The 14,115-nt window shown below is 58.8% G+C and carries 11 protein-coding genes; all 11 read right to left on the minus strand.

Annotated elements, in window-relative coordinates:
• Positions 1 to 58 precede the first annotated feature (58 nt).
• The 11 genes from accA to cdsA all read right to left on the minus strand — a co-directional run bounded on the left by accA (position 59) and on the right by cdsA (position 14,114).
• Positions 59 to 1,018 carry an acetyl-CoA carboxylase carboxyl transferase subunit alpha gene (accA, locus tag AC2CGQ_RS24100; RefSeq protein ID WP_004931972.1) on the minus strand — a complete coding sequence of 320 codons (960 nt, stop codon included), beginning with the start codon at positions 1,016 to 1,018 and terminating at the stop codon, positions 59 to 61.
• Positions 1,019 to 1,030: 12 nt separating this feature from the next.
• Positions 1,031 to 4,519: a DNA polymerase III subunit alpha gene (gene dnaE / locus AC2CGQ_RS24105; protein ID WP_004931970.1), complete on the minus strand. Its 3,489-nt coding sequence runs from the start codon at positions 4,517 to 4,519 to the stop codon at positions 1,031 to 1,033.
• Between the two features lie 77 nt (positions 4,520 to 4,596).
• Positions 4,597 to 5,190 (minus strand): ribonuclease HII, encoded by a 594-nt coding sequence (gene rnhB / locus AC2CGQ_RS24110; RefSeq protein ID WP_015378890.1) that lies wholly within the window; start codon positions 5,188 to 5,190, stop codon positions 4,597 to 4,599.
• A complete protein-coding gene (lpxB, locus tag AC2CGQ_RS24115; protein WP_015378891.1) occupies positions 5,187 to 6,335 on the minus strand; it encodes a lipid-A-disaccharide synthase in 1,149 nt (382 codons plus the stop codon). Before lpxB ends, rnhB begins: the two co-directional genes overlap by 4 nt.
• A gap of 3 nt (positions 6,336 to 6,338) precedes the next feature.
• Complete coding sequence (gene lpxA, locus AC2CGQ_RS24120) at positions 6,339 to 7,127, minus strand: acyl-ACP--UDP-N-acetylglucosamine O-acyltransferase (protein ID WP_004931964.1); 789 nt, start codon at positions 7,125 to 7,127, stop codon at positions 6,339 to 6,341.
• Positions 7,128 to 7,130: 3 nt separating this feature from the next.
• Positions 7,131 to 7,586: a 3-hydroxyacyl-ACP dehydratase FabZ gene (gene fabZ, locus AC2CGQ_RS24125; RefSeq protein WP_004931962.1), complete on the minus strand. Its 456-nt coding sequence runs from the start codon at positions 7,584 to 7,586 to the stop codon at positions 7,131 to 7,133.
• A gap of 160 nt (positions 7,587 to 7,746) precedes the next feature.
• Complete coding sequence (lpxD, locus tag AC2CGQ_RS24130) at positions 7,747 to 8,769, minus strand: UDP-3-O-(3-hydroxymyristoyl)glucosamine N-acyltransferase (RefSeq protein ID WP_004931959.1); 1,023 nt, start codon at positions 8,767 to 8,769, stop codon at positions 7,747 to 7,749.
• 3 nt (positions 8,770 to 8,772) lie between these two features.
• A complete protein-coding gene (gene skp, locus AC2CGQ_RS24135; RefSeq protein ID WP_004931958.1) occupies positions 8,773 to 9,270 on the minus strand; it encodes a molecular chaperone Skp in 498 nt (165 codons plus the stop codon).
• Between the two features lie 156 nt (positions 9,271 to 9,426).
• The gene (gene bamA, locus AC2CGQ_RS24140; protein ID WP_004931955.1) at positions 9,427 to 11,853 is read right to left on the minus strand and encodes an outer membrane protein assembly factor BamA; all 2,427 of its coding nucleotides are present in this window, start codon (positions 11,851 to 11,853) and stop codon (positions 9,427 to 9,429) included.
• Between the two features lie 35 nt (positions 11,854 to 11,888).
• Positions 11,889 to 13,244, minus strand: a complete 1,356-nt coding sequence (rseP, locus tag AC2CGQ_RS24145) for a sigma E protease regulator RseP (protein ID WP_004931952.1) — start codon at positions 13,242 to 13,244, stop codon at positions 11,889 to 11,891.
• Between the two features lie 27 nt (positions 13,245 to 13,271).
• Positions 13,272 to 14,114, minus strand: coding sequence for a phosphatidate cytidylyltransferase (gene cdsA / locus AC2CGQ_RS24150; RefSeq protein ID WP_004931949.1), 843 nt, complete (start codon positions 14,112 to 14,114; stop codon positions 13,272 to 13,274).
• Position 14,115 lies beyond the last annotated feature (1 nt).

Genomic DNA, 14,115 nt, shown 5'->3' on the forward strand with positions numbered 1-14,115 from the left:
CGGTGTGTAGCCAAAAAAAAACCGCCCGGAGGCGGTTTCTTGCAGCGAAGCACAGAACTCAGCAGTAGCCGTAGTTCATCAGACGCTGGTAACGGCGGTTGAGCAACTCTTCGTCGTTCAGACCATCCAGATCTTTCAGATCGGCCAGCAGCTGCGCTTTCAGCGCGGCGGCCATCGCCGGCACGTCGCGGTGTGCGGAACCCAGCGGCTCCGGGATCACCGAGTCGATCAGCTTCAGCTCTTTCAGACGCGGTGCGGTGATGCCCATCGCTTCTGCCGCCAGCGGGGCCTTATCGGCGCTCTTCCACAGGATGGAAGCACAGCCTTCCGGCGAAATCACCGAGTAGGTGCTGTACTGCAGCATGTTCACCTTGTCGCCCACGCCGATCGCCAGCGCGCCGCCGGAGCCGCCTTCGCCGATGACGGTGCAGATGACCGGCACGTTCAGACGCGACATCTCACGCAGGTTGCGCGCGATAGCTTCCGACTGGCCGCGTTCTTCCGCGCCCACGCCCGGATAAGCGCCCGGGGTATCAATAAAGGTGATGATCGGCATCTTGAAGCGTGCGGCCATTTCCATCAGGCGCAGCGCCTTGCGGTAGCCTTCCGGCGCCGGCATGCCGAAGTTGCGGCGGATCTTCTCTTTGGTTTCACGGCCTTTCTGGTGCCCGATGATCATCACGGGGCGGCCATCCAGGCGCGCAATGCCACCGACGATCGCTTTGTCGTCAGCGTAAGCGCGATCGCCCGCCAACTCTTCGAAGTCGGTAAAGATGTGTTTGATATAATCCAGGGTATAAGGACGGCGCGGGTGGCGTGCCAATTGGGCAATTTGCCAAGCCCCAAGATCGGCAAAAATCTTGCGCGTCAGCTCAACGCTCTTTTCACGCAGGCGCTGAACCTCTTCGTCCAGATTAATATCTAATTTTTCGTCTTGACGGCTGACTGCAGTCAGCGAGTCAATTTTCGCTTCCAGCTCTGCAATCGGCTGTTCAAAATCAAGAAAATTCAGACTCATAGCATTCCTATTTTAGTCAAATTCCAAGTCCACCTGCTCATTGCCTACCAACGTCCGCAAGTCGATCAACAAGCGGTCGGTGGGCGTCACGCGCCAGGTTGCGCCAAAACGCAGCTTGGCTCGCGCATCTTCCCGTTGATAGTAGAGATGCACTGGAATCGTCCCCGAGCGATGGGGTTCCAACGACTGACGGAGACGGTTCAAAAGCTGGTCATCAATTTGCCTGTCAGTCAGCGAGATAGCAAGCCCGCGAGCGTATTTTTCCCGGGCTTCACTGATGTCCATTACCTCGCGGGCCATCATTTTAAGCCCGCCGCTAAAGTCATCAAAGCTGACCTGTCCACTGGCGATAAGGATACGGTCTTTTTCCAACAAATGCTGGTATTTTTCTAACGCTTCGGTGAATAACATCACTTCCAGACGGCCCGAACGGTCATCCAGCGTGCAGATGCCGATGCGGTTGCCGCGCTTGGTCACCATCACCCGCGCGGCGACCACCAACCCGACGGCGGTAGTCATTTTGCCCCGATCCGTCGGGTGCATGTCTTTCAAACGCTGGCCACCGGCGTAACGTTCGATCTCCTTCAGGTACTGGGTGATCGGGTGGCCGGTCAGGTACAGCCCCAGCGTCTCCCGTTCACCGTCCAGCACCACCTGCTCCGGCCAGGGCGCGATATTGGCGTAGGATTGCTCTACCTGCTCCGGCGCTTCCGCCAGCACGCCAAACATATCCACCTGGCCGATAGCTTCGGCTTTCGCATGCTGATCCGCCGCTTTCAACGCGTCGCCGAGCGAATTCATCAGCGCGGCGCGATGCGGCCCAAGGCGATCGAACGCCCCGGACATGATCAGTTTTTCCAGAATGCGGCGGTTCAGTTTCTTGATGTCGGAGCGCGCGCAGAGATCGAACAGGTCTTTGAAGTAACCTTGTTCGCCGCTGTTGCGCGCCTCGATAATCGCCTCGATTGGCCCTTCCCCTACGCCCTTGATGGCGCCGATGCCGTACACGATCTCGCCGTCGTCGTTGACGTGGAAGTGATACAGGCCGCTGTTGATGTCCGGCGGCAGGATCTTCAGCCCCATGCGCCAGCATTCGTCCACCAGCCCCACCACTTTGTCGGTGTTGTCCATATCGGCGGTCATCACCGCCGCCATAAACTCGGCCGGGTAGTGGGCCTTCAGCCACAGCGTCTGGTACGACACCAGCGCATAGGCGGCGGAGTGCGATTTGTTGAAGCCATAACCGGCGAATTTCTCCACCAGGTCGAAGATTTTCACCGACAGTTCACCGTCGATGCCGCGCGCTTTGGCGCCGTCTTCAAAGCCGCCGCGCTGCTTGGCCATTTCGACCGGGTTCTTTTTACCCATCGCACGACGCAGCATGTCCGCGCCGCCCAGCGTATAGCCGGCCAGCACCTGGGCAATCTGCATCACCTGTTCCTGATACAGGATGATGCCGTAGGTCGGCTCCAGCACCGGCTTGAGCGACTCGTGCTGCCACTGAATGTCCGGGTAGGAGATCTCTTCACGGCCGTGTTTGCGGTCAATGAAGTTATCCACCATGCCCGACTGCAGCGGCCCCGGACGGAACAGCGCCACCAGTGCGATCATGTCTTCGAAGCAGTCGGGCTTCAGACGTTTGATCAAATCTTTCATGCCGCGCGATTCAAGCTGGAACACCGCCGTGGTTTCCGAGCGCTGCAGCATGTCGAAACTTTTCTTGTCGTCGAGCGGAATGGCGGCGATGTCGATCGGCTCCAGCCCGGTCTTGGCGCGCCGGGCGTTGATCATCTCCAGCGCCCAGTCAATGATGGTCAGGGTGCGCAGACCGAGGAAGTCGAACTTCACCAGCCCGGCGTATTCCACGTCGTTCTTGTCGAACTGGGTCACCGGATGGTTCCCTTCGGCATCGCAGTACAGCGGCGCAAAGTCGGTGATCTTGGTCGGCGCGATCACCACGCCCCCGGCGTGTTTACCGGCGTTGCGCGTTACCCCTTCCAGCTTGCGCGCCATGTCGATCAGCGCCTTGACCTCTTCGTCGGCCTCGTAAATTTCCGGCAGCTGCGGTTCGGCGGCGAAGGCTTTCTCCAGCGTCATGCCCGGATCCGGCGGCACCAGCTTGGAGATGCGATCGACGAAGCCGTACGGGTGCCCCAGCACGCGGCCCACGTCGCGGATAACCGCTTTCGCCGCCATGGTGCCGAAGGTGATGATCTGCGATACCGCTTCGCGGCCGTACATCTCCGCCACGTGCTCGATCACCTGGTCACGCTTCTCCATGCAGAAGTCGACGTCAAAGTCGGGCATTGAGACACGTTCCGGGTTCAGGAAGCGTTCGAACAGCAGATCGAACTCCAGCGGATCGAGGTCGGTGATTTTCAACGCATAGGCCACCAGCGAACCGGCGCCGGAGCCGCGCCCCGGGCCCACCGGCACGTTGTTGTCCTTCGACCACTGGATAAACTCCATCACGATCAGGAAGTAGCCGGGGAAGCCCATCTGGTTGATCACCTTCAGCTCTACGTCCAGACGCTCGTCATATTCCGGGCGGCGCTGCGCGCGCACTTCAGGATCGGGGAACAGGAACTCCAGACGCTCTTCCAGCCCCTCTTTCGATTTGAGCACCAGGAAGTCCTCGGTGCTCATATCGCCGGTCGGGAACTGCGGCAGGAAGTATTCGCCGAGGCGAATGGTGACGTTGCAGCGCTTGGCGATTTCGACGCTGTTCAGCAGCGCTTCCGGGATGTCGGCGAACAGTTCGCACATCTCGTCTTCGCTGCGCATGTATTGTTGCGGGCTGTAGTTGCGCGGCCGCTTAGGGTCGTCCAGCGTAAAGCCGTCGTGAATGGCGACGCGGATCTCATGGGCGTCGAAGTCATCTTCCACCAGGAAGCGCACGTCGTTGGTGGCCACCACCGGCAAGCCGCGCTCAGTGGCCAGCGCCACCGCCGCATGCAGGTAGTTCTCTTCGTCCTGACGGCCGGTGCGGATCAGTTCCAGATAGTAACAGTCCGGGAAATGCTGCTGGTAGAAATCAAGACACTGATCCACCTGCGCCTGGTTGCCGCGCAGCAGAAACTTGCCGACGTCGCCCTGACGCGCACCGGAGAGCAGGATCAGCCCTTCGCGATGTTCAATCAGCCAGTCGCGATCGATAGTCGGGCCGGCGGCGCCGTAGCCGCGCTGATAGGCGCGGGAAATCAGCAGCGTCAGGTTCTGGTAGCCTTCGTTGTTGCTGGCCAGCACCGTCAACTGAGCCAGTTCATCGCCCAGCTCTTCGCTTTGCACATGGAAATCCGCGCCGATGATCGGTTTGATCCCGGCGCCGTGCGCGCTGCCGTAGAATTTCACCAGCCCGCACAGGTTGGTGAAATCGGTGATTGCCAGTGCAGGCATGGCTAACGCGGCGGCTCTTTTCACCAGCGGCGCCGTCTTGGCCAATCCATCAATCATGGAGTAGTCACTGTGGACGCGCAGGTGAATAAAACGAGGTTCGGCCATCTCCAGATACCTGATTGAAGGGGCTCAGCAGACTGAGCCCGGGTTAATGCTATCGTCGAGCCGGTCAGGCTCGCAGACTACAGCGCCAGCGCTCTTTTCACCGGCGCGAAACTGCGGCGATGATGCTCGGTGGCGCCCAGCGCGGCCAGCCGCTCCAGGTGGAAGGCGGTCGGGTAGCCTTTATGCTGCGCGAAACCGTAGTCCGGGTACTCGCTGTCCAGCTCAGCCATTTCGCGATCGCGCGTGACCTTCGCCAGAATGGACGCCGCGCTGATCTCCGCCACGCGGCTGTCGCCCTTCACCACCGCCTGCGAACGCATCGGCAAGCTCGGGCAACGGTTACCGTCGATTAAAACCATGTCCGGCGCGATATGCAACCCGGCCACCGCGCGCTGCATCGCCAACATGGTGGCGTGCAAAATGTTCAGTTGGTCGATTTCCGCCGGTTCGGCGCGCCCCAGGCTCCAGGAGAGCGCCTTGGCGACGATTTCGTCATACAGCGCCAGGCGGCGTTTTTCACTGAGTTTCTTGGAGTCCGCCAGACCGACGATCGGCTGCGCCGGATCGAGGATCACGGCGGCGGTGACCACCGCGCCGACCAACGGGCCGCGGCCCACTTCGTCCACACCGGCAATCAGCGTGGCAGCGGGATAGATAAAGGGTTCAATCATGCTTTCGCCAGCTCCAACACAGCCTGAGCGGCCTGTTCGTCCGCACCGCAACGGATGCTTTGGTGCAAGGTAAGGAAAGTCTGTTTCAGCGCGTCGGTTTCCGGGCTCTCTTCCAGCAGCGGCATCACGGCGGCGGCCAGTTTGTCCGGCACGCAGTCATGCTGCAACAGCTCGGTGACGATCTCGCGCCCCGCCAGCAGATTCGGCAGCGAAACGTAAGGCGTTTTTACCAGCTTCTGCGCCAACCAGAAAGTGAACGGCTTCATGCGATAGCCCACCACCATCGGGCACTTGGCCAGCATGCACTCCAGCGCCGCCGTACCGGATGCCAGCAACGCCGCGTCGCTGGCGATCATCGCTTCGCGCCCCTGCCCGTTCAGCAGGTGTACGGTCAAATCCGGTGCAACCTCGGCCTTGATGCGCTCAAACTGCTCGCGCCGTTTGGCGTTGACCAGCGGCACCACCACTTCCAGCTCGGGATAACGGGTGCGCAGCAGCTGCGCGGTTTTGAGGAAATCGGCGCTCAGCATCTCGACTTCGGCGCCGCGGCTGCCCGGCAGCAAGGCCAGACAGCGCGCCTGCGGAGCGATGCCAAGCTGAGCGCGCGCCGCCAGCCGGTCGGGCTGCAACGGCATGGCGTCCGCCATAGTGTGGCCAATAAACCGGCAGGGGACGTTGAAACGATCGTAAAACGCTTTTTCGAAAGGGAGAAAGGCCAGCACCAAATCGGTGGCTTTGCCTATTTTGAAAACGCGCTTTTGTCGCCAGGCCCACACGGAAGGGCTGACGTAGTGGATGGTGCGAATGCCGCGCTGCTTGAGGCGGCCTTCCAGCGTGATGTTGAAGTCCGGCGCGTCGATGCCGACAAACACGTCCGGCCGCAGCTCACCGAAGCGGCGGGTAAGATCCTTGCGGATCTTCAACAGGCGTGGCAAACGCTCGAGCACTTCCACCACGCCCATGACCGCCAGCTCTTCCATTTCGTACCAGGCTTCGCAGCCTTCGGCCTGCATCAGCGGGCCGGCGACGCCTACGAAACGCGCGCCGGGGATCTGCGCCTTGAGCGCACGGATCAAGCCGGCGCCGAGAATGTCACCGGAGGTTTCTCCGGCGACCAGTCCGATAGTCAATGGACGATTCGACATAACTCAGCGAATGATGCCACGGGTGGAACGGGTGAAGAAATCGAGGTATTGCTGCACCACCGGCTGTTCTTTGGCCAGGGCTTCGATTTCCGCTTTCGCTTCATCCAGCGTTTTCTCGCTGCGATACAGGATTTTGTAGGCGTTGCGGATTGCCTGCATTTCATCCTTGTCAAAACCGCGGCGCTTCAGGCCGACCGCGTTGACGCCGAACGGCGTAGCGTGGTTGCCCTGAGCGATGACGAAAGGAGGCACGTCCTGAGCGACACCGGAACAACCGCCTACCATCACATGCGCGCCGATAATGCAGAACTGGTGGATCGCCGTCATGCCGCCGATGATGGCGTGATCGTCGATTTCCACATGCCCCGCCAGCGTGGCGTTGTTGGCCAGCACGCAAGCATTGCCGACCACGCAATCGTGGGCGACGTGCACGTTGACCATCAGCAGGTTGTCGTTGCCCACTTTAGTCAGGCCGGTACCCTGCGCGGTGCCGCGATGAATGGTCACGCTTTCGCGGATGCGGTTGCGATCGCCCACTTCAACGCGCGTCGGTTCGCCCGCGTATTTCAGATCCTGATTCACTTCGCCGATAGAGGCGAACTGATAAATCTGATTATCGCAGCCAATCTTGGTAATGCCGTTCACCACCACGTGGGATTTCAGCACCGTGCCGGCGCCGATTTCCACCTGGGAGCCGACGTAGCAGAAAGGGCCGATATGCACGTTGGCGCCGATCACGGCGCCTTCTTCGACTATCGCGCTAGGATGGATAAAGGCGGTTTGGTCAATCACGGATTAAGCCTCCCGGCTGCGGGCACACATCATGGTTGCTTCGCAGACAATTTTACCGTCAACGGTCGCCACGCCTTTGAAGCGAGTCAGACCGCGGCGAGTTTTCTCGAAGGTGACTTCCATGACCATCTGATCGCCTGGCACCACAGGGCGCTTGAAACGTGCTTCGTCGATACCGGCGAAGTAATACAGCTCGCCCGGCTCCAGTTTGCCGACGCTTTTAAACGCCAGAATACCGGTGGCCTGCGCCATGGCTTCCAGGATCAATACGCCTGGGAAAATCGGTTTGCCAGGGAAATGGCCCTGGAAAAACGGTTCATTCACCGATACGTTCTTCACCGCACGCAGATATTTGTGCTCTTCAAACTCGAGGACGCGGTCGACCAGCAAGAACGGGTAACGGTGAGGAAGCAGATCCAAAATTTCTGCAATATCCAGAGTATGAGTGTCAGTAGTCAAAATACTCTTCCTGTCTCTAAAAACTGATGGCATCAACAACACGGCCTGCGCTGACCCCAAAAGGAGATCATCATGCAGGCCGCAAATTAACATCTCTTTGCGCTTTTGGTCTCACGACCAACGCGTTTCGTTTTGTACCCGCCAGGGCGGGCGGCAATGATTAGTCTTTTCCGACTTTACGTTCGACAGCTTTCAAGCGTTTGCTGATCTCATCGATATTCATCACCAACGCAGCGGTTTTACGCCAAACCTTGTTAGGCTGCAACGGAATGCCCGAAGAGTATACCCCAGGTTCGGTGATTGGTCGCATAACCATTCCCATTCCGGTAACAACAACCTTGTCGGCAATCTCCATGTGACCGTTGATCACGCTGGCACCGCCGATCTGGCAGTAGCGGCCGATTTTCAGGCTGCCGGCCATGATCACACCGCCGGCGACGGCGGTATTGTCGCCAATCACGACGTTATGTGCAATCTGACATTGGTTGTCGATGATAACACCATTCCCGATTTGGGTGTTATCCAAAGCGCCGCGGTCAATGGTGGTGCAAGCGCCGATTTCGACGCGATCGCCGATAATCACCGTGCCCAACTGAGGGATTTTGATCCACTCGCCGCGCTCGTTCGCATAGCCGAAACCGTCCGCGCCGATCACGGTGCCGGACTGGATCAGGCAGCGCTGGCCGATTTCAACCGCATGATAAATCGTGACATTCGCCCACAGACGCGTTCCCGCGCCGATGCGTGCGTGTTTGCCGATGAAGCAGCCCGGGCCGATAACCACGTTATCGCCAAGCACCGCACCCGACTCAATCACCGCGTTCGCCCCAATGGCGACGTTCTGCCCCAGCTGCGCTTCAGGCGAGATCACCGCGCTTGGCGCGATATCCTGCGCCGGTGCCGGCGTAGTGTCCATCAGTTGCGCCATGCGCGCGTAGGTCAGATAAGGGTTTTTAACCACCAGCGCCGCAGCACGGCAGTGTGGTAAATCCGCTTCGGTAAGCACCACGGCGCTTGCCTGGCAGGAGGACAGCTGCTCTTGATAGCGGCTGTTTGACAAAAACGTGATTTGGCCAGGCTGTGCCGAATGCATAGAAGCAATGCCGGTGATGACGAGATCGCCATCACCGTGCAATTGTGCATCCAACTGCTGCGCTAAATCAGCCAGTCGAATTGAAAGCATGTGTTATTTAACCTGTTTCAGCACGTCAGCAGTGATATCTTTGGAAGAGTCTGCATAGGCAACGGCGTTGGCGTCGATCACCACGTCATAACCGCCTTTGCTGGCGACAGATTTCACCGCGTCCTGAATACGGCTCAGGATCTTGTTACGTTCTTCCATCTGGCGACGGCGGTTGTCCTGCTCGAAAGCCTGGGCTTTCTGAGAGAACTGCTCGCGTTGCGCCATCACGTCTTTTTCCAACTTGCTGCGGTCGCTGGCTTTCATGGTAGCGCCGTCACGCTGCAGACGTTGCATTTTGGTCTGCAGGCTACGTTCCATGTTCTGGAGTTCGCTTGCACGGCCTTTAAACTCGTTTTCCAGCTGTTTAGCGACCGCTTCGCGGGCCGGCAGCTGTTGGAAAATGCTGGAGACGTTAACGACAGCGATCTTATCTGCTGCCTGAACGCCAGCTGAAGCAGCCATTGCTAAACCGAGGCCTGCGGCACACAACCACTTTTTCACTATAAACTCCTTACCATCACCCATTTGTGTCATATGACACTGAAGTACACAATTTGCCAGACTTGTCCCACCAAACAATGAGAATCATCTCCCTCTGCCGGCGGGCGCCTGGCCATTGCGATTCTTAATAACTGTTATGCCCAGAGGCGAGACCCGTTACCAGGTCTTACCGATATTAAACTGGAACTGTTCGGACTTGTCGCCTTCGTATTTCTTGATCGGGTTGGCGTAAGAGAACACCAATGGCCCCAATGGCGACATCCACTGCAGCGCGATACCGGCGGAAGAACGAATATTGCTGGCCTTGCTGTAGTCCGGCACGCCGTACATCAGCGTTTCGTCGGTATTCTTCCACTTGGTATCCCACACGGTACCGGCATCGATGAACAGCGAGGTCCGCACCGAGTTGGCGTATTTCTCGCTGATGAACGGCGTCGGGGTGATCAGCTCCAGGCTGGCGACCGCCATGGCGTTACCGCCCACCGCGTCATCCGAGCTACAGATGCTCTGACGCGAGGTCGTGCTGCCGGCGTTGAACTGACACTGGTACGAGTTGGAGTTGTAGTACACCGCCTTCGGACCAATGGTGTTGGACTGGAAGCCGCGCACGGTGCTCGAACCACCGGCGTAGAAGTTCTCGTAGAACGGCATTTCCTTGCCGCCCAACCCATCCGCGTAACCCAGACGGCCACGGCCCAACAGCACCCAGGTGCGATCGTCGTTGATCGGCACGTACTGTACGCTGTCCAGCGTCACCTTGTAGTATTCGTTGTCCGAGCCCGGAATGGTGACCTTACCGTTCAACGTGGTGCGGTTACCCGAGGTCGGGAAGTAGCCGCGGTCCAGGTTGTTGTAGGTCCAGCCCAGGTTCAGCGTAAAGTCGTCGGTCGAGTAGCTGGCGCGGTCGGTTTTGTTCGCATCCACGCCCATCGAGTCGAGGTAACGCCACATGGCGATCTGCGGCTGCATGTTCGACAGGCCGTTGTGGACGTAGCCCAGGCCGGTACGCAACGAGTTGTTTTCGTTGATCGGGAAGCCCAGCGTGCCGTCGATACCGTAACTCTTGTTGGTATAGTCCGACAGATCCGCGTCATCCGCCTTAAAGTCGTTGTAGAAGATGCGGCCGCCCAGGCTCACACCGTCAACGGTGAAGTACGGGTTGGTGACCGACAGTTCGGTATAGGTCTGATAGTCGTTCTTGGTGCCGCTGATGCCGACCGAGTACCCGGTACCCAACCAGTTATCCTGCTGCACGCCCGCCTGGAAGCTGACGCCGCTCTCGGTGCCGTAACCGACGCCGAAGTTGAAGGTACCGGTGTTGCGTTCTTTCACCTTGTAGGTCACATCGACCTGATCGGCGGTGCCCGGCACGCGCTGGGTTTCCACGTCAACCGTTTCGAAGTAGCCCAGACGGTTCAGACGCTCTTTGCCCTGCTCGACCTGCTCGTTGCCGAGCCAGGCGCCTTCCATCTGGCGCATTTCGCGACGCAGTACGGAATCCTTGCTGGTGTCGTTGCCTTCGAACTTGATGCGACGCACGTAGAAGCGGTTGCCCGCGTCAACGTTGACGTGCAGTTTGACGGTTTTATCCGCGTCGTTGATCTCAGGCTGAGTGCCGACGCGCGGGTAGGCGTAACCATAACGGCCCAACATCGTTTTGATGTTGTCTTCCATTTTGGTCACCTTGCTGCCGTTGTACAGCTCGCCTGGCTCGATTTTGGTGATCTGAGCGACTTCCGCCGAGTGGCCGGCCAGATTGCCGTTCACGACAACATCGGAAAGCTTGTACTGCTCGCCTTCGGTGATGTTGATGGTGATGTAGATGCCTTTTTTATCCGGCGTCAGGCTCACCTGGGTAGAATCGATGTTGAAGCGGGCATAGCCGCGATCCAGATAGAAGCTGCGCAGGGTTTCGAGATCGCCCGCCAGTTTTTGCTTCTGGTATTTGCGATCGCCGACCAGGTTCCACCATGGCACTTCGTCACGCAGTTGGAAGCGTGAGATCAGTTCGTCGTTGGTGAAGGCATGGTTGCCGACGATGTTGATTTGTTGAATCTTGGCGGAGACCCCTTCCGTGAACACCAGCTTCAGGTCGACACGGTTGCGCGGCAACGGCGTGACTACGGCTTTCACCGAGGCGCTGTATTTACCGACGCTGTAGTAGAAGTCTTCCAGCCCTTTTTCAATGCTGGAGATCGTGGTGCGGTCGAGCGCCTCGCCCACCCGGACGCCGGAGGCTTCCAGGTTCTGCTTGAGCATGTCATCCTTCACCGACTTGTTGCCGGAGAAAGTGATGCTGGCGATGGTAGGACGTTCCTTCACCTGCACGATCAAGGTATTACCATCGCGCAGCACGCGCACGTCCTCGAAGTTGCCGGTGGCAAACAAGGCACGGATGGTATTACTGATGTCATCGTCAGTGACGGTATCGCCGACGCGAACCGGCATGTTGAGTAACGCCGCACCGACGGCGACTCGCTGCAGGCCTTCGAAATGAATGTCTTTCACTACGAACCCGTCTGCACCGTATACGGTGGCGCTGCCAAACAGCAGCGACGCTATGAGCAACTTTTTCATCGCCATCGTTGTTATGCGTTCTTCCTAACCTATCCCCGCCCCTAGAGGCGGGAAAAATCATTGAAAAGTGCAAGACCCATCAACAACACCAGCACGATCGAACCTATGCGGTAGCTGTAGTCCTGTACTCGCTCGGAAACCGGCCCACCCTTCAGCTTTTCTATCGCCAGGAAGAGGAGATGCCCACCATCTAACACCGGTAATGGGAACAGGTTGATGATACCCAGGTTGACGCTAATCAACGCCAGGAACATCAGATAATACACGAACCCGACTCCGGCTGACGCCCCAGCTCCCTGTGCAATCGAGATCGGGCCACTCAGGTTGTTCAGCTTTACATCACCGGTTATTAATTTGCCCAGCATGTTGACCGTCAGCCGCATCAGCTGCCAGGTCTTGTCGCCGGCCTGATACAGCGCCGGGAACGGTCCATACTGGCGAATCGTTTTATACTCGTCCGGCAGCGGCAGCACTTTTGGAATGATGCCTGCAAACCCCACCGATTTGTCTTTTCCCACCGGCTTTGTATCCGGTATCAGCGTCAAAGACAAGGGGGCGCCGTTTCTTTCAATCTCCAAAGCCAGCGGTTGCCCCGGGCCATCGTGGATACGCTTCACCAGCGTCTGCCAACGACCCAACGGCTGACCATCGACTTTAACGATCCTGTCCCCCGCTTGTAAACCCGCCTTTTGCGCCGCCGAGTTAGGCTGCACTTCCGCCAACACGGATTCGATCTGCGGGCCGCGCGGCATAATGCCCAGCGCGACAACGGGATCCTGCTTGTCCGGTTCAAAGTTCCACTGGCGCAAGTCCAGGGTTTTGGTCACCACCTGCGAAGAGCCGAACGGCGCTACGCCGACTTCGGTTTGCGCATCGCCAATCTTCGCCACCAGCGCCAGACGAACTGACTCCCAATCAGGCGTTTCGATGCCGTCAACCGACTTTAGTTCCATGCCAGACGAAATTTCGGCCTTGGCGGCGATGGATTGCGGCGCGATTTCGCCGATCACCGGGCGGAAACTCGGCACGCCGATGATGAACACCAACCAATAGGCAAGGATAGCAAACAGGAAGTTGGCGATGGGGCCGGCGCTGATGATGGCCGCGCGCTGCCAGACGGTTTTGTTGTTGAAGGCCTGATGGCGCATTTCCGGCGCCACCGACTCCACGCGCTCGTCCAGCATCTTCACGTAGCCACCGAGCGGAATCAAAGCGATGACGTACTCGGTGCCCTGGCGATCGGTGCGGCGCCACAGCGCCCGGCCGAAGCCGATGGAGAAGCGTTCAACGCGCACGCCGCAACGACGGGCAACCCAAAAGTGTCCGAACTCGTGCACGGTAATCAAAATACCGAGCGCAATCAGAAACGCCACCAGGTTCCAAAGCACGCTGACCATCATCCCTCACTTTCCGTCATTGACGGATTAAAACACCAACAGCATCAGGCAGGCAAACACCGGCACCGCCGCGGTCAGGCTGTCGATACGGTCCAGTATGCCGCCGTGGCCGGGAATCAAATGACCGCTGTCCTTGATGCCCGCTTCGCGTTTGAACATGCTTTCGGTCAAATCGCCCAGCACCGAAGCCAGCGCGGCGATCACCGAACAGGCCAACAGCGTGGTCGGCACCACGTTCAGCGGCGCGTAGCGGCCGAACAGCCAGGAAATGACCGCCGATGTCAGCAGCCCGCCGATCAACCCTTCCCAGGTTTTACCCGGCGAGACCTTCGGCGCCAGCTTATGCTTGCCGAACAGCTTGCCGAACATATAGGCGCCGGAATCCGCGCCCCACACCAGCAGCATCACGTACAGCAGCCACCAGGCGCCGGTAAACGGGTTTTGCTCATAGCCAAACTGGCGCAGCGCCAGCATGCCCCAAAAAAACGGCACGATGGTCAGCAGGCCGAACAGCAGGCGCAGCGGGCGCGAATTGCGCCAGATGGCGGCCGAGCCGGGGTAAAACAGCACCAGCAGCAGCGCCGCCAGCCACCAGGCCAGCGACAGCCACAGCGAGCCGCTTACCTGCGGCACGGATTGATGGTAGGCGGGAACGCTGAGCATCATCAGCGCCAGCAGAAAACCGCACAGTATCGCCAGCCAGATGCGCTGCGAACGGGAGGTAAAACCGGCCAGTTGGCCCCACTCCCAGGCTGCTAACATGCACACGACGAGCGTTACCAGAGCAAAGGCCAGCGGCGGCAACAGGAACAGCGCCGCGATAACGATCGGGATTAAAATCAGAGCAGTTATGAGGCGATACTTCAGCAAA

The sequence above is a fragment of the Serratia sp. DFXYC6 genome, from assembly GCF_057196085.1.